The 20,203-nt window shown below is 55.1% G+C and carries 18 protein-coding genes and 1 pseudogene; 13 read left to right on the forward strand and 6 right to left on the reverse strand.

Annotation, left to right across the window (positions count from 1 at the left end):
- The first annotated feature begins 1 nt into the window (after position 1).
- Positions 2-685: a glutathione S-transferase family protein gene (locus G8770_RS17190; RefSeq protein WP_167189697.1), complete on the forward strand. Its 684-nt coding sequence runs from the start codon at positions 2-4 to the stop codon at positions 683-685.
- Positions 686-727: 42 nt separating this feature from the next.
- On the opposite strand, the gene G8770_RS17195 is transcribed toward G8770_RS17190, so the two are convergent.
- Both G8770_RS17195 and G8770_RS17200 read right to left on the reverse strand, forming a co-directional pair.
- Entirely contained in the window at positions 728-2,209 is a 1,482-nt protein-coding gene (locus G8770_RS17195; protein WP_167189700.1) for an aldehyde dehydrogenase family protein, read from the reverse strand.
- 34 nt (positions 2,210-2,243) lie between these two features.
- Positions 2,244-3,131, reverse strand: coding sequence for an isocitrate lyase/PEP mutase family protein (locus G8770_RS17200; protein WP_167189703.1), 888 nt, complete (start codon positions 3,129-3,131; stop codon positions 2,244-2,246).
- Between the two features lie 106 nt (positions 3,132-3,237).
- On the opposite strand from G8770_RS17200, the gene G8770_RS17205 reads away from it, so the two are divergent.
- Positions 3,238-3,969 (forward strand): SDR family oxidoreductase, encoded by a 732-nt coding sequence (locus tag G8770_RS17205; protein WP_167189706.1) that lies wholly within the window; start codon positions 3,238-3,240, stop codon positions 3,967-3,969.
- A gap of 58 nt (positions 3,970-4,027) precedes the next feature.
- On the opposite strand, the gene G8770_RS17210 is transcribed toward G8770_RS17205, so the two are convergent.
- Positions 4,028-5,356, reverse strand: coding sequence for an MFS transporter (locus tag G8770_RS17210; RefSeq protein ID WP_208022325.1), 1,329 nt, complete (start codon positions 5,354-5,356; stop codon positions 4,028-4,030).
- A gap of 113 nt (positions 5,357-5,469) precedes the next feature.
- Between G8770_RS17210 and G8770_RS17215 the strand changes: the two genes are divergently transcribed.
- The 5 genes from G8770_RS17215 to G8770_RS17235 all read left to right on the forward strand — a co-directional run bounded on the left by G8770_RS17215 (position 5,470) and on the right by G8770_RS17235 (position 9,904).
- Complete coding sequence (locus G8770_RS17215) at positions 5,470-7,230, forward strand: nitrilase-related carbon-nitrogen hydrolase (RefSeq protein ID WP_167189711.1); 1,761 nt, start codon at positions 5,470-5,472, stop codon at positions 7,228-7,230.
- Positions 7,217-7,681, forward strand: a complete 465-nt coding sequence (locus G8770_RS17220) for a VOC family protein (protein WP_167189714.1) — start codon at positions 7,217-7,219, stop codon at positions 7,679-7,681. The genes G8770_RS17215 and G8770_RS17220 overlap by 14 nt, the downstream gene beginning before the upstream one ends.
- A complete protein-coding gene (locus G8770_RS17225; protein WP_167189717.1) occupies positions 7,678-8,496 on the forward strand; it encodes a hypothetical protein in 819 nt (272 codons plus the stop codon). The genes G8770_RS17220 and G8770_RS17225 overlap by 4 nt, the downstream gene beginning before the upstream one ends.
- A gap of 61 nt (positions 8,497-8,557) precedes the next feature.
- A complete protein-coding gene (locus tag G8770_RS17230) occupies positions 8,558-9,220 on the forward strand; it encodes a hypothetical protein (RefSeq protein WP_167189720.1) in 663 nt (220 codons plus the stop codon).
- A 33-nt stretch (positions 9,221-9,253) separates the two neighbouring features.
- Positions 9,254-9,904 carry a glutathione S-transferase family protein gene (locus tag G8770_RS17235; RefSeq protein ID WP_167189723.1) on the forward strand — a complete coding sequence of 217 codons (651 nt, stop codon included), beginning with the start codon at positions 9,254-9,256 and terminating at the stop codon, positions 9,902-9,904.
- A gap of 82 nt (positions 9,905-9,986) precedes the next feature.
- Here the strand turns inward: G8770_RS17235 and G8770_RS17240 are convergent, their stop codons facing one another.
- Positions 9,987-10,673: a helix-turn-helix domain-containing protein gene (locus tag G8770_RS17240; protein WP_167189726.1), complete on the reverse strand. Its 687-nt coding sequence runs from the start codon at positions 10,671-10,673 to the stop codon at positions 9,987-9,989.
- An 876-nt stretch (positions 10,674-11,549) separates the two neighbouring features.
- Here G8770_RS17240 and G8770_RS17245 point away from each other — a divergent pair.
- Positions 11,550-11,948 carry an aldehyde dehydrogenase family protein gene (locus G8770_RS17245; protein WP_167189729.1) on the forward strand — a complete coding sequence of 133 codons (399 nt, stop codon included), beginning with the start codon at positions 11,550-11,552 and terminating at the stop codon, positions 11,946-11,948.
- A 171-nt stretch (positions 11,949-12,119) separates the two neighbouring features.
- On the opposite strand, the gene G8770_RS17250 is transcribed toward G8770_RS17245, so the two are convergent.
- Together G8770_RS17250 and ppsA are read right to left on the reverse strand one after the other, a co-directional pair.
- Positions 12,120-12,533, reverse strand: a complete 414-nt coding sequence (locus tag G8770_RS17250; protein ID WP_167189732.1) for a hypothetical protein — start codon at positions 12,531-12,533, stop codon at positions 12,120-12,122.
- Between the two features lie 281 nt (positions 12,534-12,814).
- Positions 12,815-15,208 (reverse strand): phosphoenolpyruvate synthase, encoded by a 2,394-nt coding sequence (ppsA, locus tag G8770_RS17255; RefSeq protein WP_167189735.1) that lies wholly within the window; start codon positions 15,206-15,208, stop codon positions 12,815-12,817.
- Positions 15,209-15,545: 337 nt separating this feature from the next.
- Between ppsA and G8770_RS17260 the strand changes: the two genes are divergently transcribed.
- The 5 genes and pseudogenes from G8770_RS17260 to G8770_RS17280 form a co-directional block, all read left to right on the forward strand.
- Positions 15,546-16,667 carry a 4Fe-4S dicluster domain-containing protein gene (locus G8770_RS17260; RefSeq protein WP_167189738.1) on the forward strand — a complete coding sequence of 374 codons (1,122 nt, stop codon included), beginning with the start codon at positions 15,546-15,548 and terminating at the stop codon, positions 16,665-16,667.
- Positions 16,664-17,158, forward strand: a complete 495-nt coding sequence (locus G8770_RS17265) for a cyclic nucleotide-binding domain-containing protein (RefSeq protein WP_167189741.1) — start codon at positions 16,664-16,666, stop codon at positions 17,156-17,158. Before G8770_RS17260 ends, G8770_RS17265 begins: the two co-directional genes overlap by 4 nt.
- Complete coding sequence (locus tag G8770_RS17270) at positions 17,155-17,985, forward strand: FAD/NAD(P)-binding protein (protein WP_341771167.1); 831 nt, start codon at positions 17,155-17,157, stop codon at positions 17,983-17,985. Before G8770_RS17265 ends, G8770_RS17270 begins: the two co-directional genes overlap by 4 nt.
- The gene (locus tag G8770_RS17275) at positions 17,985-18,839 is read left to right on the forward strand and encodes an NADH-quinone oxidoreductase subunit B family protein (RefSeq protein WP_167189744.1); all 855 of its coding nucleotides are present in this window, start codon (positions 17,985-17,987) and stop codon (positions 18,837-18,839) included. Before G8770_RS17270 ends, G8770_RS17275 begins: the two co-directional genes overlap by 1 nt.
- Positions 18,836-20,122, forward strand: a pseudogene (locus G8770_RS17280) (Ni/Fe hydrogenase subunit alpha); the annotation flags it as partial. The gene G8770_RS17275 and the pseudogene G8770_RS17280, both read left to right, overlap by 4 nt.
- Positions 20,123-20,203: the final 81 nt, after the last annotated feature.

Below are 20,203 nucleotides of genomic sequence, written 5' to 3' on the forward strand. Positions count from 1 at the left end.
CATGATTGACCTCTACTATTTCCCAACGCCGAATGGCAGAAAAATCACCATTGCACTGGAAGAACTCGAGATCCCCTATGCAATACATCTCGTTGATATATTAGACCGGCAGCAATTTAACACCGATTTTCTCCGTATCAGCTGTAATAATAAAATTCCTGCGATTGTGGATAACAGAACAGAAGGTCGGGGATTATCGGTGTTTGAGTCGGGGGCAATCCTGATGTATCTGGCAGAAACCGCGGGCAAGCTATTGCCCTCGTCAGGTCCTGCCCGAGTTGAAGTGTTGGAGTGGTTGATGTGGCAGATGGCAGGCCTGGGGCCTATGGGCGGCCAAGCCAATCACTTTAATTACTATGCCCGTGACAAAATTCCCTATGCGATTGACCGCTACACCCAGGAATTAAACCGTCTGTACGGTGTTATGGACAGACGTTTAAACGGGCGAAAATTTCTCTGTGAGCAATACTCGATTGCGGATATTGCGTGTTTTGGGTGGGTGCAGCAAGCGGCTGTTGGGGGTGTTGATCTTGCCCGCTTTCCACATGTGTCGAAATGGTATTCTGGGATGAAAGCTCGACCTGCTGTGCAGCGAGCTTTGGCAAAAGATGAACAATTTGACCGGCCCACACCTCTGACGGATGCACAACACAGAAATTTATTTGGATCTTCTGGTTCAGACTAAAAAACGGCCAAACCGTTTTTTAGTCCTCTGTATTCTGCTCTATCAATAGCCGCCAAGCGCGTCCTGCGGTGAAACCCCAACGACACGTGCGCCGGTAAAGAATTCAATAGATTGTGTGTGCCCTTCTTCTCCAATACCGGACAACCCCCAGGCTCCGCGAGGAGCGTTATGACCCAGGCTCAACAGACTGTAGCCGTTGATTTTTACTCCACCGGTACGCATCTGCCGCGCAAAGGCGAAAGCCCGTGCTTCATCTTCACCGTACACATAACCGGCCAGACCCAGAGCGGTGCCATTGGCCAGCGCCAGCGCTTCGGCTTCGGTTCGGTAGGTATGAATGGACGCAACCGGACCAAAAATTTCCTCGCGGGTGTCTGCCGGTGAGCAACCGTCTAGCAAAGTGGGGGCGATGAAATAACCGGGTAGGTCAGACAAAGGTGTACTGCTAAGCGGTATTCCGCCTTTGCTTTTCAGTCGTTCAATCTCGCTGAGGACCAAGTCATACTGACCGCGATGTACCATGGGACCCATATCGCTTGCTTCATCGAGTGAGTGGCCCAGGCGGATACCCGCCAGGCGCTCCAGGCACTTATCCAGCAAAGTTTGCTTCATGGATTCATGCACTATCACACGTCCTAGGGCACGGCACCACTGCGCATTGAGATTGGTCAGACCATAGGCAATGCCCTCAGCGGCTTTGTCCAGATCGGCATCTTCCAGCACCACCAGTTGGTTGTTGCCACCGAGTTCCAGTTGGGTGGGAACAAAACGATCGGCACAGGCGCGCGCGACGGCACGGCCACCGGCCAAGCCGCCGGTAAAGGAGATGGCCTTGATGCGATCATCCTCCACCATTTGACTGCCGATGGTGCGGTTGCCACAGGTTAATTGAAACGTTCCCTTGGGCAAACCAACCTTGTGAATCGCCTGGGCCATGATGATGGCCGAGTGCGGAGCCCACTCTGAAGGTTTCATAATACAAGGGGCGCCAGCGGCCAGCGCGCTGGCAATTTTATGAGAACCAATAGCGGTAGGGCCGTTCCAGGGAGAAATCAGTAACGCAGGACCCCACGGACGACGGAAGTACTCCACATCGCCGCGCGGACCCGGTAAGCGCTGCTCCAGGCCGCCAGCGCGAATGAAATGGGCTGCCTGGCGAAACACCAGGGGGACCAGTTGGGCCATTTTGCGGGTGGTGCGGATAATCGCACCCGTGGTTACCGCATCGGCGTGACTAATACGCTCGGCATAGTCCGTCTGTTGCAGCTCGTCGGCAATTTTCTCAAGCACGTCAGCGCGCTCGGCGGCCGGGGTATTCTCCCACTCACCAGATTGGTAGGCGTTGTCGGCTGCAGTCAAGGCGCGTTCGATTTGCGCTGGGCTGCAACTGAACTGAGCCTGTAATGGTTCATCCGTGTTGGCATTAAAAATATGATTGTGCCGATCCAGTTCAGGAGTCGTAAACTGTTCGTCAATCAGGTTTTCCAATGCCGGTAATGTCTGCGTATCGACAGGTGCTATCATGAAATGTTAACTCTCGCTTTGCGGGCGATCCCGGTTAGTGCTTATAACGCTCGCTGTCGGCCAGCATGGCCGGAGCTTCCAGTAATTCATTCAGGTAATTCAGGTTCACCAGCGGTGATCCCTGCCAGTCGCTGGTGCTGCCCGTGTGTACAATGTGTTGCAATAATTGTTGCGCCTGGGGCACAAACAGATGCAGTAACGCGGCGGGGTAGAGTGCGATCTTGTAACCCAGCGCCTGTAATGGATAGCTGCCATCCACTGGGCTTTTGCCCCCTTCAACCAAATTGTGAACCAGCGGTACCCGCTCACCAAAGTGATCGCCAATGATTTGCATTTGCTCAAGGCTTTGCGGGGCTTCGATAAACAAGGCATCGGCGCCCGCTTGCAAATAGGCCTCAGCCCGTTGCAGCGCATCGTCAAAACCGTTGACCCCCAGTGCGTCGGTGCGAGCAATGATCATGGTCGAGTCATCATAGCGGGCATCCAGTGCGGCTTTGATCTTGCCCACCATTTCTGCCTGTGCGATGACCTGTTTACCCGCCATGTGTCCACAGCGCTTGGGCATCACCTGATCTTCCATTTGCAGAGCGGAAGCGCCAGCCAGCTCAAAGGTGCGCACGGTACGCTGCACATTGAGGGCATTACCGAAGCCGGTATCCATATCCACAATCAATGGCATTGCGGTGCGCTCGCGAATGACGCTGATGGTATTCACCACCTCTGTGGCCGTCACCAGGCCCATGTCCGGTCGTCCGAAGCGGGCAAACGCAATACAGGCCCCGGAGACAAACGCGGCTTCAAAACCGGCGGCCTCCACCAGTCGGGCACTCAGCCCATCATAAATCCCGGGAGCTTGTAATGTCTCTGGCTGTTGGCACAGGGTTCTTAAGCGTCGAGCATGAGTCAAGCCGTGATTGTTCATTAAGCGGTTTATCCTCCTAACCTGGTGTGGCTTTTGATTATTCGCATATTGGTTCAGCTCTGACGCTATATCATCCACACTCTCGGGCGAATGTTGAGGATTGAATATGCAGAAAAATGAGAATAATCAAACCTGTCGTAAAGTGGCGGTCGTGACAGGCGCAAATCGGGGAATTGGGGCGCAAGTGAGTCGTCAGTTGGCTCGCCAGGGGATTCATGTGATTGTCACGGCCAGGCAGTTACCCCAGGCTCAACAGTTGGTGGATGAGATTGTTTCTGAGGGCGGCAGTGCCGAAGGGTTTTGCCTGGAGGTCAGCAGTCCGCAAAACGCCCATGCTCTGTGCGAGTATCTGCGTCAACATCATGGTCGGCTCGATATTCTGGTCAACAATGCGGGTATTGCTGTGGATCAGTGGGTGTCAGGTTTCGACGTGTCTCTGGACGTTATGGCGCAGACGTTTAACACCAATGTGACCGGTGTACTCAATTGCTGCCAGCAATTGATGCCCCTGATGCGTGAGGGCGGCTATGGTCGGGTGGTGAATGTCTCTACAGAGCTGGCTTCATTGACAGGCATGGAGCTCGGATCAACGGTGGCTTATCGCACATCCAAAGCGGCCTTGAATGCGCTGACCAAGTTGTTGTCTCTGGAGTTGAAAGATGAGCCGGGTATCTTGATCAATGCCGCCTGTCCCGGCTGGGTTAAAACGGATCTGGGCGGTGATCAGGCACCGCGCACGGTCGCTGAAGGTGCCGATACTATTGTCTGGTTGGCAACGTTGCCGGCCGGCGCCGGCTCTGGTGGTTTGTACCGGGACCGAGAGCCTTACCCCTGGTAAAGTGCTATGGCTTCTCCGGAATCGCCGCTGGGACTGAAATCTGCCGCGGGGACTGAAATCAGGCTACACCGTCATGGGTTTGGGCGGTGCTCGTTGTTTCCCGCTGGCGTAACAACAGCGCCCAAAAACACACCATGGCATTGAGAAAGCCAAACAGGACAAACGGCGCCGACGGTTGAACATAACCAAACAACCAGCCGCCACCGGCGGTGCCGAGCAGAATGCCGATGGCACCACTGACTCCGAAAACACCAATAATGGCTCCCCGGTCGGCAGCCGGGGCTTGTTGTCCAACCAGCGCCTGGCTGCTGACAAAAGCGCTGATTTCGGCAATACCCATGCAAAACAGCAAGCCCATCACCCAGTCGGCGGTCGGGTCTGAAATCAGAAATACACCCAGGTAAACACAGGCAGCCATTCCGGCTGAGAGCGCTACTGCGCTGACCCGATCCATTTTGTCAGCCAACTGTCCCATCAGAATAGAGCCGAGCAGGGCGCCTGTGACCACCGCCAGTGTGCGCGGCACCGCCAGCTGAAACATGGCCTCGCTGGGCGTCAGTCCCAGTTCACCCACACCGTATTGCACCAGCCAGAGTGACATAAAAGCGCCGGTTACGGCGAGGTCACCGCGGGAGATGAAGGCGGCCCCATAGGAGAGCGCGGTGCGACCATCCCGGGCTGCCTGCAAGCCTCTTTTCAATTGTTGGGCCAGAGTCAATTGATTGGCCTGCGCGGGACTGGCGGGGGCGGGTGACAGTCCAAACAATGCGATCATGCCACCCAGTCCTCCAAGGGCGCCGGCAATGGCAAAGGTCAATTGCTGGGCAGTGAGTTCACTGTGGTCCTGCTGGGCAAAGACGGTGGGCAGGGTGGCCAGGATGGGGGGCACAAAGGCTCCCAAAGTTGCCAGCAAGCCTTGCAGGCCATTGGCCTTGCCGCGCGACTCGTCGCGGGCATAATCGGCGACGACGGTGATCATCATGCCGATCATGGCCGCACAACCTACCGCCACAATCAAACGAAACAGCACCAGTTGGGTGACGTCCACTGCGTGGGGGTAGAGGGCAAAACCTATACCGGTAAGCAACAACCCGGCCACATACACGGGTCGGCGACCGATGCGATCTGACAGTGCCCCCATAACCCCCATCAAAAGAATCAGTACCACTTCCTGTAATGCGCTCAGTGTACCGGTCAGCATGGCCTGTTGGCCTTTGTCGATCCCCATCACTTGCAATAGCCCGGGCTGCAGCACGGCCAGCGCGCCGGCGTAGCCTGATGAGATAAAGGCCACTGCCAGATAGGCACGCATATGAGACTTGCGGATGCCATCGCTCAGGCGGATGCCCAGCAGGGTTTGATCACTTTCAGTGGTTGGTATTGTCATTGGCAGGCCCGTCATCAAAATTTGTTGTGTAGGGTTTGTTATTTGTCAATTTGGCTGGTGTCAAAATTTCATATTATTAAAGTTATGACTATAGAGCAATTGGGGTGTGTTTCATGAAGGTTGCCGCGATACAGTTTGCTACAACATGCGAAGTAAAGGAAAACTTGCAGACCTGTCTGCGAATGATTGATCGTGCGGCTTCAGTCGGCGCTCGTTTAATGGTGTTGCCAGAATTTTGTAATCATCTGTCCTGGTACGATGACCTCAATCACGCCTGGGATGTGGCCGTAGAAGAGGGGGACGAGTTCTATCAGGCAATCGCTGCCAAAGCCAGTCAGCATCACTGCTATATCGTAATCAATATTTCCTACCGTCGTCACAAGCCTGCCATCACGGTCACCTCATTACTGTTTGGGCCGGATGGTCGATGCCTGGTTGAGGCTGATAAACAAACCTTAATGGGGCATGAAAATATTTTTTTCACCCGAGCCAAGCACATCACTCCAGTGGTGGATACCCAGGTGGGTCGGCTGGGGTTGTTTCCGTGTCGCGACGGGGTGACTTGCGAAACACCGCGCAGTCTTGCATTGCGGGGCGCACAGGTATTCTGTGACTCACTGAATTCCTTTGCCTTTGATGAAGCCGCTCTGCACGTACCAGCCAGAGCGGTAGAAAACAAAGTGTTTCTCATCGCCGCCAACAAAGTCGGGCCACTGATTCCTGCAGAGGCGTTAGCCGGGGTGAGTGAACAAACGGCCATCCCGGAACAGCTCCTGTATGGTGCGGGTGAAAGCCAGATTGTCTCGCCCACCGGGGAAATTCTGGCCCGCGCACCGCGCCAGGGCGAAGCGGTGGTTGTGGCGGATATTAATCTGGACGAGGTGCAACCCTACCGCGTCGATGGCACACACTGGTTTCATTCGCGGCGACCTGAGCTTTACCACCCCATTGCCGAACCCCCCGCGGTACTGTCTATGGAACCGGTAGTCGCCGAGGCCAGTGTCTCTTTGTTGCAACCCAAGGGCATCGGTGAAGCCGCTTTACAAGATGGCCTGTCGTTGCTGCAGCGTTTACCTGCGGGTACCGCCATTGCAGTATTGCCGGAGCTGTTCTGGCTAAAGCAGCTTCAGGATCTTAAACAGGCGGCAGCGACCTCTCGCTGGCTGGAAGAAAGCCTGCTTTCTATTTTGCAACAGCGTGACGATGAACTGGTGGTGTGTCTGTCGTTGGTGGATCCTGCCAATACCAGTACCAGTGCCGTTGAACAAGATCGTTGGTGTCATGTGGGCGTGGTGTTGAATAAACACGGGCGATTGTTGGTGCAACCGCAATTGCATGCTGTACAGCGTTTATCCTGGAGTCAGCTGGGCGATCGTTTACAAACGCTGGACTTGCCTGTCGGTCGAGCAGCCGTGCTGGTGGGTGACGATGCCGCCTATCCGGAATTGGTCAAAGTGGCGGCCTTACAGGGGGTGCACATGGTGTTATTACCCTATCGCGGGCAGGAAACCTGGGAAACCGAATTGGGATTGCCTTCGCGGGCGGCGGAAAACCGCATCTGTATTCTCGCATCGGCACCGGCGGGCAATGCCTGCGGAGGTCTGATTGCCACGTTGGAGCGGGATTTCACGCTGATGACATCTTGGCGTGAGCGTACCTTCGATGGTTACATCAACACCCCCTTGATCACCGGCCAGCGCCCGGGAATAACCCTCGCCGATATCCATCCGCAAGCGGCGGTGAATAAAGTGATGTCGGAAAACACCGACCTGCTACAGCAGCGGCCCTGGCGTTTAAGCGGCACATTGGTTGAGGCCGTGTCGACTTTCCCGTTCACGCAACCGGATAGTGACTGCCGTTATGAATCTGTTTAGCTCTGAGCGTTTGAGTGATTACATCACCGGCTTGGCGCATATCGGCTATGTGGTCGATGAGTTGGCCAGTGCCATAGCCGAGTTGCAGCGAGTGTATGGCGTGCCGGACTCGGCCGTTCGAGTCGTGCCGCCCTTCGACACCGAAGCACCGACACGATTTGCGTTTGTTGATGTGGCACCCGGGATTCAATTTGAGCTGATTCAGCCGATTGCCGAAGCATTTAAAACTCAGTTGTTCGCACGCACATCGGGTCCTGGTGGTATTAATCATCTGGCCTATTGGGTGCGGGATCTGGATCAGTTGCTGGAGCAGCTGGCGCTAGACGCTGTGCTGCCCGGTTATGTGACGCCGGACGGTCCGGTCACCACCAGCGCCTATCGGATGGTTTATCTGGACCCGTCCCAGACCGGTGGGCACCTTATCGAACTGCTGGAGCCACTTGCTGAATGAATGGTGAAAATGACAGCGCTCTGGTTGCCAGCGGTTGTTATCGATACAGCCTCAACAACCAGCGCCAACATTTGTCGGAACCCTGGGCGTTGTATCGCCAGCGCCATCGTTGGCTGTTGCGTTCGGAGCGACAAATACCGGAGGCGGGCTTAAGCATTGCCACCGAGACCCTCTGGCAGGCCTCGCAGTTGGTGACTGCCGATCTGCACTGGCAACAGCGCTCGCCGCAGAGTTGGCAGCGATCTGTGCGCTATCAGCTGGATGCTGACGGGAAGTATGCGCCAATCTTATGCCAGGATTTGCCGTGCAACTGGCCCGGCATACAGCCCCACGACGATGCATTCACAACGACTGCACCTGCAACACATGCCGATACAACTCATGCCCTTAAAAATAATGCGACACACTCGGTGATGTTTCCGTTAATGCGGGTATACATGGGTCATGTTATTCAGCAATTGTTGCAGCGCGGCGGGCAGGGAGAGGTACTGGTGCCCTGGATCAAGGATCCGTTTGACCGCGATCGGTTGCTCAAGCCTAGTCATTCGCAACGCTCTGTGCGCTGGCTAAAAGATGAAAACCTGCCGCTCTGTTTGGGTGAGCAAGACAGCCAGACGATGGCCACTCAGGCGTTTATCTATGAGGGTGATCAGTATGGTGAGGACAGCACCTTCTGGTTGCACCGCGGATTATTGATGCAATATGAGTGGCATCAGGCCGGTGTCGGCCAGTGGCGTGTCACGCTATCGGACTTTGACAGTGTGTCGGAACAATGGCCGGCCTTGTTCCAGTCATGGTGTGGCCAGCCGGGATAATTCCTCGCCTTGGTTCACCCGATACGTTTTTATTATTACCGCTAATGAGTATGATGATGTTATGAATGAGTACCTGTTGATTAAATTGCTGCACATTGTCTGTTTTGTTTATTGGCTGGGAGGTGATTTGGGAACCTTCTATGCCAGCCGCTTTGTGGTGCGTTCCGATTTGTCGAACGAATCCCGCTCAACAGCCTTAACCATTATGATGGGCTGTGATCAAGGCCCACGTTTTGCTATGCCGTTGATTCTGCCATTGGGTCTGCATCTCGCGCATATCACCGGTCTGTTTGCAGTGCCAGATGCCTGGTTGGCAGTAACCTGGTTGTTAGCAGCAATATGGGTCACCACCGTGATGGTATTGCATTTTGCCCATGGTAAATCTTTTATACCGGCACTGACCCAGTTTGATTTTTATTTTCGCGCAGTGATGATTGCCGGGCTGCTGGGGTTATCGAGTTATGCGCTGATGACAGGCAATATTCTTAAGGCCGATTGGTTGGCGACCAAACTGCTGATCTTTGCTCTGTTGGTGGCTTGTGGTTTGATGATCCGGGTGGGATTAAAACCGTTTATGACTGGCTGGGTAAAACTGATGAGTGGAGACACTTCCGATGCGGTCAATCAGCAGATTCAGCAAGCAATCGCCAAGTGCCGTCCCTATGTTTACGCCATCTGGGGAGGGCTGTTAATTTGTGCGGCTCTCGGGACGCATTTGATCTAATCTGGACGCCATAACAATACTGGACCCGTTGTCATGAAATTATTAAACCTCGATCATTCACCTTACGCCACCCGGGTACGCATCCAGCTGCGCAAGAAAAACCTGCCCATTGCTATTGGGGCGCCGGACGTTGCCCTGCGTACCCCAGAATTCAGTGCACGCTACCCACTCGGCAAAGTGCCGGTACTGATCCTGGACAATGGCGATTCACTGGGTGAATCGACCGTCATTATGGACTACCTGGAAGATACCCAACCGGGTGACACCTCGTTGCGCCCGGACTCTGCCTGGGCGCGGGCTCAAATGCAGCTGCTAACCCGCTACGCGGATACGCACCTGGGGCCAGGCGCCTTGTTTCCGGTGTTCAAGCAATTGATGAGCCCGGGCGAAAAAGACATGGCCAGCTTGCTCCCGCTGTTGCACGCGGAACTGGCCAAGGGAGATCGCTTACTGGCCACACAGCCGTCGCTGGATCAGCGCGGCTTACACCTGGGCGATATTGCGCTTGTGACGACGCTGGCCTATGTGGTGTTGCTGGCACCGGTCTTGGGAGAAGCGGATATACTCGGTGGTTACCCACATCTGCAAGCCTGGTGGCAGTGGGTGATGAGTGACAGTGCTGTGAGTCAGTCAATTGACGAGTTATCCGAGGCTTTTAAGGCGTTTTCCTCTCGGGGGAAGTAATGGTCTCTATTGCGGTTGCCAGGAAAAACCGGGCAACCGCAATCCTTCAGTGAAGTTTTCCGGCTTCGCCTAAAGTGGTCAATTAACGGGCGCTGGCCAGTGTGTCCAGTTGTTCGTGTTCCACAATTCTCACCCGATGGGGGGAGTCCACCGCAATGATGCCGTCTTTTTTCAATTTGGAAAATGCCCGGCTGACTGTCTCGATGGTCAACCCCAGATAATCGGCAATATCCTGTCGGTTCATAAACAGATCGATGGTTTCCCGGTCCGTTCCCGACTGTCGAAGACTTAATTCGTGCAGCAGATAACAAACACGCTCATGGGCTTTTTTCTGCCCCAGTGCAAACAGTTGATCCAGAGTGTGTGTCAAAACGTTGCTGCCGGTACGGCGAATATTATTCTTTAGAACGGGATTACGATCGGCGAGCTCCAGGAAGTTGTTGCGCACATAACATTGCAGGTGGGCATCGCGCAGGCAATAGACACTGAATTCAAACTCATCGTTATTGGTGATGCCAATAAAGTTACCGGGGTGGGAGAAATCGATCACCTGGCGTCGGCCACTTTGTGACGTTCGCTCCAACATTAATGCACCGCTGATGAGTGTGTAGGCATGAGTGGCTTTGGAATGCTGTCGAAACAGATAGGAGCCAGCCTTGAGGCGTTTGCTTTTGGTAAAGCCGGCAACCTCTTGCATGTCCTCTTTTGACAAGCCTTTAAAAAGTCTTGAGTGAAAAAAGGTTTCTTGTTGGGCTATATCTTGTATCACAAGTGCAGGATCTCCAGCAAAATGCCTACGCCATCACAAATCTGTTGGTTGCCGTAGGCTCAAGTTGAGGCCTAGCTTAAAACAGGCTAACTGGCCTGTCCATACTCAGAAGGCGATCTGTTGAATAACTTGGAACCAGGGAATTTCAATGACTTCAGGATAATCACTGTTGCCCTGAATTCCCTCAGTGTGCTTAAAAAGGTTGACCGTTTTCCGAGGTGCTGCCGCCCGCTCAAAGAGCCTGTTAATAAGGTGGAGATACAGGGCGACACCACACAAATCAGCATTAATTGATTAAAGTCATACGATTGTCAGCGGCAAAGGTTTAATGGCAGGCAGACCATATTTATCGATGGGATCCGGCCTGTACCACCCCGGTTTAAGAATCAACAACAGCAGGGTTTTATTCCCACCCCTACAGTGGTACTCGGGGTCATCACTTTCGCTGCGTGATGAGACGACAGTTGCGGCTATCGCCGTGACCTTGATCATTGGCCGGTTGTGAAGATGCAATTTTAGCCTTATTGCCTTATTGCCTTATTGCCTTATTGCCTTATTGCCTTAGTCATTCCTTTATTTATGACCGGCATTGTGGTGCTGAGCGCGCAGCTTCTCAGTTTTTACGGTTTTCAGAATGTCGTGGCAACGGGCTCCAGCTCCAAGCTGTTGGCAATGCTGCCTGATGCCCGCTTTGTGGGCTTTTCGGTGCTATTGTACTTATGGACGTTACTTTTCCAGTTAGTGTGAGTGTGTTGGTGGTATGACAGCTTGCATCAGAAAATCCTATTCAAAAGAAAATATAATAGAATTTTATCTTTGTCAGGGATTAATTCAGGCTAAAGTCATGAAACTGGCTATCTGGAGGCCCTAAATAGAATGAAAACGCATGAAGAGTGGCAGAAACAGGCCCTGAGCCTGACTTTTCCATCACAGGCTTATATTGATGGTCAAACTGTGGGTGCCGTCAGTGGCAAGTCCTTCGACAGTATTAACCCCGCCACCGGTCAGTTGTTGACCACCGTCGCCGCTTGCGAGCAGGCGGATGTTGATGTTGCTGTAACGGCTGCAAGACGGGCCTTTAACGATGGTGCATGGTCCCAGTGTTCACCGGCAGAGCGCAAACAAGTGCTGTGTCGACTGGCCGATCTGATGGGTAATGGTTTAGGTTATTCACTGGCCAATGTTCATTTACACCACTCGCTGGTAAGGGATGAAACCGAGAACGGAATCTCAGCGGTCGATGGCAGTCATGCCACTGGTGACGAAAACAATTGAGAGCCCAATAAACCATCGTTTTGATCGCCCTGAGGCAATCAAGGCCGGCGCGCAATCCGGGTATCCGCACATGTTTTTCGTGTACCGATACGGACCAGGGGTGTTGTGACAATAAAAAAAGCCCGGTATACACCGGGCTTTAATGGAATGGTTGAGGTTTCGCTCAGCGCCTTACCAAAGTTTCCACCATTTTTTGCTGTTCTCGGCGCGAGCCTGTTGGCCTTGCTCGGAACCTTTGTCCAGCTCCTTGCGAACTTGTTCGGTTTTTTTCTCTTGCTGTTTTTCAGTCGCTTTTTGTGCACTCTGGGGGGTGTCGGCAGCTTGACTCTGATGTGCGCCAGTATGAGTTTTATCACCGTGGGCCGCATGGGCTTTTTCGGCTTTTTGGCGTTTTTCTTCTTCCGTCAGGCGATAGGGCTCGGCTTTGGCCTGAGCTTTATCGTTAGCGTGTTCTTTGCCCATCTGCTGATGCGTTTTCATGGGTTCACGCTCGGATTTACCGTTACCTGCTGTTTCCGGTTTAGCGGCCAGAGCGGGTGCAGTAATGATCAGGCTGGTCAGGGTGGCAAGGAGTATTTTGTTCATGCGGGTTCCTTTGAAGTGGTCTTTGATGATGAGTTTGCTTATGACTGCCTGAATCCTTGCTGAACGGATTCGGCAGACTTCGAAACAGCAACGCTCACACGGGAAGCTTTCACGTGGGAAATTTTCACACAGGAAACTAGCACACGGAAACCGTTCAAATGGGAAACCATCATCAGCTTAGGCGGCCAACGAACACGCGCTAAGCCGCGCCGCAGCGCTGGTCATGGAATTGCCTTTGGGCTTTAGTGACGCAGGGGTCGCGGGTTTGCCGAGTGCTGACGCTAGGTTTTCGGCTCTGACCCCAGGCGCTTTTCAGCACTGGCGATATGCTGGCTGGCTTTGAGCACCGAATCGGGATTCAGCGAGATCGAATCAATGCCACACTCCACCAGAAATTCTGCGAAGTCCGGGTGATCCGACGGCGCCTGCCCGCAGATACCCACTTTGCAGTGGTTTTCATGGGCGACTTTGATGACTTGTGCAATCAGGCTTTTGACGGCGGGGTCGCGGGCGTCGAACATCGCTTTCAATTCGGCCGATTCCCGGTCAATGCCGAGCACCAGTTGGGTCAGGTCGTTGCTGCCAATAGAAAACCCATCGAAACGCTGGGAAAACTGATCGGCGAGAATCACGTTGGAGGGAATTTCGCACATCACATAGACCTGCAAGCCCTGTTCTCCGCGTTGCAATCCGGACGCGGCCATAACCTCAAGGACTTTGTCGGCCTCGCCGGTGGTCCGGCAGAAGGGGATCATGACGATAATGTTGTTAAAGCCCATCGTTTCACGGGCCTGTTTGATGGCCTGACATTCCAGCGCAAAGGCATCGCGGTACAGCGGGTGGTAGTAACGGGAGGCACCGCGCAGGCCGAGCATGGGATTTTCTTCTTCCAGCTCGAAATATTCACCGCCGAGCAGGCCCCGGTATTCGTTGGATTTAAAATCGGACATGCGCACGACGACCGGATCGGGGTAGCGTGAGGCGGCAATTTTGGCGACACCCTGAGCCAGCGTGTCGACAAAGTAGTCCGGCATATGCGCGAAGCCGCTGCTCAGGGTCTCGATCTGCTGACGCACTTGGTGATCGGTCACTTTGTCCGGGTGAATGAGCGCCATGGGGTGGGCTTTGATCTGGCTGGTGATGATGAACTCGATCCGGGTCAGGCCGATCCCCGAGACGGGCAGTTTCCACCAATGCAGGATGCCATCGGGCATGGCGGCGTTGATCATGATCTTGGTGCGGGTGGCCGGGATCTCTTCCAGCCGCGTCGCTTTGGTCTCAAATTCCAGAGCGCCTGCATAGACTTTGCCGCTGGTACCGCCGGCGCAGTCGAGTGTGACGACTTGCTCCGGGGTGAGCACCTGGGTGGCGTTGCCGGTACCGACAATGGCGGGCACTTTGAGTTCGCGGCTGACAATCGCAGCGTGACTGGTGGGGCCACCGCTGTCGGTAATGATGCCGGCAGCTTTACGCATCACCGGTACCCAGTCAGGGTCGGTGCGTTCGGCCACCAGCACGCCGCCATCGGGAAAGTTGTCGATGTCGGCGGGGCTGCTGATGGTACAGACCGGTCCACTGGCGATGGCGCCTCCGACACTGGCCCCCTGGGTCAGTAGCGTGCCTTTCTGTGTCAGCTTGTAACTCACCAGTACCCCGCGATCCTTGCGCGATTCGATGGTTTCCGGGCGCGCCTGCAGAATCGTGAGCTGACCACTGATGCTGTCTTTGGCCCACTCCATATCCATGGGTTGGTTGTAATGTTGTTCGATCAGTATCGCCCAGCGCGACAGGGTGAGGATTTCGTCATTGCTCAGTACCCATTGACGACGCTCTGCCTCACTGGTTTCGACCGTTACGGTGGGGGCTGAGCCGCCATCGGCATAGATCATCTTCACCTGTTTGCTGCCACACTGTTTTTCGATAATAGGTTGCAGCTCGGGGTTGTGCAGCAGTGGCTTGTAAACCATGTAGCGGTCAGGGGTCACACTGCCCTGCACGACAGTCTCTCCCAACCCCCAGGCCCCGTTAATCAGCACCACATCGGGAAAGCCGGTTTCGGTGTCGAGGCTGAACATCACCCCGGAGGCGGCAGATTGCAGCATCTGCTGCACGCCCACCGACAAGGCGACCTGTTCGTGAGCAAAGCCCTGACGTTCACGATAGACAATGGCCCGGTCGGTATAAAGGGAGGCGTAACATTGACGGCAGGCGTCGAGCAGCGCCTGTTCGCCGCGAATATTCAGATAACTTTCCTGTTGCCCGGCGAAACTCGCCTCAGGCAAGTCTTCAGCCGTGGCCGAACTGCGCACGGCGACTGCCAGGTCCTGCTGGCCCAGCTGGGTGCAGAGCTGACGGTAGGCCTGAGAAATCGCGTCGCTTTGCTGATCACTGAAATGGCCCTGCAGAATGATCTGACGAATGGCTGCGCCGGTGGTGGCCAGACTCTGATGGTTATCGCCGTAGGCCTGCAATTGTTGGCGGATGTCGTCTTCAAGCTGATTGTCCGCCAGATAATCGCGGAACATCTGGGCATCGGTGGCAAAACCCGGTGCCAGATGAATGCCCTGGCTGGTCAGTGCCTGGGTCATTTCGCCCAAACTGGCATTTTTGCCACCCACCTTGGGAATGTCGTTGATACTGAGCTGGTCAAACCAGAGGATCTGGGTACCTGACATGAGGTTCTCCCCATTTTCTAAAGACTGTCCATGTTCTAAAGACTGCCCATTGTCTAAAAACTGCCAATCTGTTGAAACACTGCTAAGGATAGCTTGCTGTGAAGCCGGGTGAGGCTTTTTTGAGCGGGAAAAACGACGTGGCGTGATAGACCTTTTATAAATCGGCGTTGGCCTTTTCACGGCTCAGGCGTGAGGTGTACGTATTCACGAATGGCGCAGCGGCCCCGGTTTTATCTTTGGGAGGTTTAACACTATATTCAAATAAGGGCTTATAGCGGCAGGTAACCAGGGACGTATGGATATCGTCAAATGAAGGTGTGGATCAGAGCGGGTCATTATGCGAGCAGCCATTCTAGCAGCTGAACACCTGGACCTTCTGATCCAGGCTTTACGGGACAGTGGCTATCTGGTCATTGGTCCCGTGCGTGATGAGTTGGCGATTGTCTACGATGAAATCCGCTCGGTCCGCGATCTCTCACAAGGCTGGCTGGACGAGCAGGAGAAGGGGCACTACCGTCTGTTGCCCTCCGGGGACGGGCGCTACTTTGGCCACACGGTGGCGGCCAACGCCTGGAAAAAATTTCTCAACCCGCCGAAACGGCTGTTGTGGCGCGCTCGTCAACATAACGGCCAGCTGCAGTTTATGCCCCAGTCGGAGGATGCGCCCCAACTGGCGTTTCTCGGTGTACGCAGTTGTGAACTGCACGCCATTGAGATTCAGGATGCGGTGTTTGTACACGATCAACATCGCGACGAGGTCTACAGCCAGCGTCGTCAGTCTCTGTTTACCGTGGCGGTCAACTGTACCCGCGCCGCGGCCACCTGTTTCTGTGCCAGTATGAACACCGGCCCGGAGGTGACTCTGCCCAGTGACCTGGTACTGACCGAAGTGCTCGACGATGCAAGCCACTATTTTCTGGTCGACGGGGGTTCGGAGCGCGGCCGGAACATTCTCGCCACCTTGCCCCTGCGTGCCGCAACGTCGAAACAGCAAGCACTGGCTAAAAAAGGCATTGAGAGTGCCCGCCAGCAGATGCAAACCGGCCCGCGCTTTTTTGACAGCGCGGGCATCAAAGAACTGCTCTACCGCAACCTGGAATCACCCGCCTGGGATGAGGTCGCCGATCGCTGTCTGTCCTGCGCCAACTGCACCCTGGCCTGTCCCACCTGTTTTTGTTCTGCGGTGGAGGACACCACCGATCTGACCGGTGAACACGCCGAGCGCTGGCAGCAGTGGGATTCGTGCTTTAATGGCGAGTTCAGTTACATCCACGGCGGCTCAGTGCGACAGACCACCCGCTCCCGTTACCGCCAGTGGATGACCCACAAGCTGGCGAGCTGGATCGATCAGTTTGGTCACTCGGGCTGTGTGGGGTGTGGCCGGTGCATCAGCTGGTGTCCGGTGGGCATCGACATTACTGAGCAGTTGCAGGCGATTCAGCAGGCGGATAAGCCATGAAAACCGTGGCGCAATTTGTCTCCGAACACTCATTGTTCAAGGGGATGAAGCCTGATCAGGTGGATTTTATTGCCAGTTGTGGTCAATTGCGTCGCTTTGCCGAGGGTGACTACCTGACCCGCGAGAATGACCCCGCGGATTTTTTCTATCTGTTGCTGGAGGGGCACGCCGTTATCGAAACCCACCAGCACAATCAACCGCCGGTGCCACTGCTGTCGCTGACCGACAATGACATTATTGGCTGGTCGTGGCTGATTCCTCCGTACCGCTACCAGTTTGATGCACGGGCGCTGTCGCGATTGCGCACGGTGCGTCTGGACGGTCGCTGCATCCGGGCGAAGTGCGACACCGATCCGGCCCTGGGGTTTGAGTTACTCAAGCGGTTGGCGGCGGTATTGGTGCAGCGCATTCACGGTGCCCGTTTTCAGCTGCTGGATGTTTACAGTGCTGACCCGGCACCGCTGTGCCGGCCGGGAGAATCGCTGCGGTGAATACCCCTCGCCTGTTTACTGTGACCGATCGGCGCGACGAGATTACCGCGACGGTTACCCTGGAGCTGCAGCCGCTGGACGATCAACCGCTGCCAGTGGCCCGGCCCGGTCAGTTCAATATGCTGTACAGCTTTGGCGCCGGCGAGGTGCCGATTTCTCTGAGTGGTTCGATCAATGCCAGTGATTCAGTCCGCTCTGCGGACCGCTATACGCACACCTTGCGGGCGGTGGGCAAAACCACCGAGGCGCTGGCTCGGTTACAGGTTGGCGATCAGCTGGGGGTGCGCGGGCCGTTTGGTCGTGGCTGGCCGATGGACCAGTTAGCGGGCAAAAAGGTGGTGGTGATTGCCGGCGGGCTTGGCCTGGCACCCCTGAAACCGCTGCTGGAGGCTTTGTTGGCAGACATCACTCACTATGGCCATGTGCAGCTGTTTTACGGTGGCAAACGACCCGAAGAGCTGCTCTACCCAGAGAGTCTTATTCACTGGAGCGAAAAGATCGAGGTGCAGCTGAGTGTGGATCAGGCCGGCCCTGACTGGCGCGGTCATGTGGGGGTGATTACTCAGTTGCTGGCTTCGGCAGAGATGGACCCTGACAATACCCTGGCGGTGATCTGTGGCCCGGAAATTATGATGCGGTTTACCATTCAGGCGTTGCAAAAGCAGGGCCTGCCGGATACTGCCCTCTATCTGTCGATGGAGCGCAACATGCATTGCGCGGTGGGCCACTGTGGTCACTGTCAGTGGGGGCCCCACTTTATCTGCAAAGATGGCCCGGTGTTTTGCTATGCCGACATCGCGCCGTGGTTTTTCCAGAGGGAGTTGTGATGACGGAAGCCACTTCGACGTCGAAACATCCGTCGCCTTCGGATGACGCACCGGCAGGCAAAGCCAAGCTGGCGGTGTGGAAATTCACCTCCTGTGATGGCTGCCAGCTGAGTTTGCTCGATTGTGAAGATGAACTGCTGACCCTCGCCGGGCAAGTGGACATTGCCTATTTTATGGAGGCGAGCAGCCGCCAGCTACCGGGCCCATATGACCTGTCGATTGTTGAAGGGTCTATCACCACCCCGGAACAACGGGAATTGATTCAAGCTGTGCGCGCTCAGTCCCGTTTCCTGATCGCCATAGGCGCCTGCGCCACCGCCGGTGGCATTCAGGCACTGCGCAATATGGCGCAGGTCGATGATTACATTCAGATCGTCTACGCCAACCCGGAGTACATCGACACACTCGACAGATCGACCCCGCTGAGTGATCACGTCAACATTGACTTTGAGTTGCGCGGTTGCCCGATCAACAAACACCAGTTGGTGGAAGTGATCAGTGCGTTTTTAAACCGGCGCCGCCCTCGCATCAGTGAGCATGCGGTGTGTGTCGAGTGCAAACTCAACAATACGGTGTGTGTGGCGGTCAGTCGCGGTGAAGCCTGTATGGGGCCAGTGACCCAGGCCGGTTGCGGCGCCCTTTGTCCCCGTTACCATCGTCCCTGTTACGGCTGTTATGGGCCGAAGGAAAATGCCAATCCGCAAGCACTGATTGACTGGCAGTCCTCTCTGGGGATTGAAACGGTCAAAATTCTGGAAAATTTCACGAACTTTAATACCGCAGCGCCGCCGTTTCACAATGCTGCGTCCAGTATCCGCCGGGACCGTCAGAATCCTCCGGGAAAGTCACCATGACGGATAAAACCAAAACCCTACGCGTCGACTACCTGGCCCGAGTGGAAGGAGAGGGGGCACTCTATATCCGTTACGATGATACGGCGGTGCACGAGGTGAAACTGAAAATCTTTGAGCCACCGCGTTTTTTTGAAGCTTTTCTGCAGGGGCGCGACTACACCGAAGCACCGGACATTACCGCGCGCATCTGTGGCATCTGCCCGGTGGCGTATCAGATGAGTGCAGTGCATGCGATGGAGCAGGCGCTGGGGATTGCCGTTGATCCGGCCATTGAGCAGCTGCGTCGTCTGCTCTATTGCGGCGAGTGGATTGAAAGCCATGTGCTGCACATGGCCATGCTGCACGCCCCCGATTTTCTGCATCTCGACAGCGCGGTGGAGATGGCCAGTGTACACCCGCAGGTTGTGCAGCAGGCATTGGCGCTTAAGAAAGCCGGCAACGCAATTGTGCGTGTTTTGGGGGGGCGTGAGATTCACCCGATCAATGTCCGCGTTGGCGGCTTTTACAAACTGCCCTCCCGGCAGGAGCTGTCAGAGTTAAGAGCCTCACTTGACGATGCTCTTGAACAGGCCGTTGCCTTGACGCGCTGGGTGGCCACCCTGACGATCCCCGATTTTGATCGCCAGCAGCACCCCTACCTGTTTGTCGCCCTGCACGATGAACACGAGTACCCGATGAACAGCGGACGGCTGGTTTCGAGCGAAGGGCTGAATATCGAAGCGTGTGACTTCGAAAACCATTTTATCGAGCAGCAGGTCGCACACAGCAATGCCCTGCACTGTTTGCTGGATGGCAAGCGCCCCTATTTTGTCGGCCCGATGGCGCGCTTTAATTTAAATTTCGAGACCCTGTCACCCACGGCAAAACAGCTGGCCGCAGAGATCCAGGTGACGCCGCCGTATGTGAATCCGTTTGGCAGTATTTTGATTCGCGCCCTGGAGGTCGTGCATGCGGTCGAGACGGCCATGATGGTGCTGGATTTTTTTTCAAAACAGGGGGTTTCTTGTTCAAAACAGGAAGCTTCTTGTTCAAAACAGGAAGCTTCTTTTAGGCACAACACTCAGACGGGGTCGTCTTACCAGCAGCCAACAGTACGGGCGGGCAGTGGCTATGCCATTACCGAAGCACCGCGGGGTATTTTGTATCACGGTTACCGGATCGGTGACGACGGAAAAATTGTGACCGCGAAAATCATACCGCCCACGTCGCAAAACCAGAAAACCATTGAAGATGACCTGCGCCTTATGTTGCCGGCGCTGATGCAGTTGAGTGAAGACGAGTTGCGCCATCGCTGTGAGCAGGCGATTCGCAATTACGATCCCTGCATTTCCTGTGCGACGCATTTTCTGAAGCTCACGCTGGAA

Source organism: Pseudomaricurvus hydrocarbonicus, from assembly GCF_011602365.1.
GTDB classification, from domain to species: Bacteria; Pseudomonadota; Gammaproteobacteria; order Pseudomonadales; family Cellvibrionaceae; genus Pseudomaricurvus; species Pseudomaricurvus hydrocarbonicus.

Excerpts from the sequence above, each read along its gene's own strand:
- G8770_RS17190 (WP_167189697.1), top strand. The coding sequence starts at position 2 with ATGATTGACCTCTACTATTTCCCAACGCCGAATGGCAGAAAAATCACC.
- G8770_RS17195 (WP_167189700.1), bottom strand. The coding sequence starts at position 2,209 with ATGATAGCACCTGTCGATACGCAGACATTACCGGCATTGGAAAACCTG.
- G8770_RS17200 (WP_167189703.1), bottom strand. The coding sequence starts at position 3,131 with ATGAACAATCACGGCTTGACTCATGCTCGACGCTTAAGAACCCTGTGC.
- G8770_RS17205 (WP_167189706.1), top strand. The coding sequence starts at position 3,238 with ATGCAGAAAAATGAGAATAATCAAACCTGTCGTAAAGTGGCGGTCGTG.
- G8770_RS17210 (WP_208022325.1), bottom strand. The coding sequence starts at position 5,356 with ATGACAATACCAACCACTGAAAGTGATCAAACCCTGCTGGGCATCCGC.
- G8770_RS17215 (WP_167189711.1), top strand. The coding sequence starts at position 5,470 with ATGAAGGTTGCCGCGATACAGTTTGCTACAACATGCGAAGTAAAGGAA.
- G8770_RS17220 (WP_167189714.1), top strand. The coding sequence starts at position 7,217 with ATGAATCTGTTTAGCTCTGAGCGTTTGAGTGATTACATCACCGGCTTG.
- G8770_RS17225 (WP_167189717.1), top strand. The coding sequence starts at position 7,678 with ATGAATGGTGAAAATGACAGCGCTCTGGTTGCCAGCGGTTGTTATCGA.
- G8770_RS17230 (WP_167189720.1), top strand. The coding sequence starts at position 8,558 with ATGAATGAGTACCTGTTGATTAAATTGCTGCACATTGTCTGTTTTGTT.
- G8770_RS17235 (WP_167189723.1), top strand. The coding sequence starts at position 9,254 with ATGAAATTATTAAACCTCGATCATTCACCTTACGCCACCCGGGTACGC.
- G8770_RS17245 (WP_167189729.1), top strand. The coding sequence starts at position 11,550 with ATGAAAACGCATGAAGAGTGGCAGAAACAGGCCCTGAGCCTGACTTTT.
- G8770_RS17250 (WP_167189732.1), bottom strand. The coding sequence starts at position 12,533 with ATGAACAAAATACTCCTTGCCACCCTGACCAGCCTGATCATTACTGCA.
- ppsA (WP_167189735.1), bottom strand. The coding sequence starts at position 15,208 with ATGTCAGGTACCCAGATCCTCTGGTTTGACCAGCTCAGTATCAACGAC.
- G8770_RS17260 (WP_167189738.1), top strand. The coding sequence starts at position 15,546 with ATGCGAGCAGCCATTCTAGCAGCTGAACACCTGGACCTTCTGATCCAG.
- G8770_RS17265 (WP_167189741.1), top strand. The coding sequence starts at position 16,664 with ATGAAAACCGTGGCGCAATTTGTCTCCGAACACTCATTGTTCAAGGGG.
- G8770_RS17275 (WP_167189744.1), top strand. The coding sequence starts at position 17,985 with ATGACGGAAGCCACTTCGACGTCGAAACATCCGTCGCCTTCGGATGAC.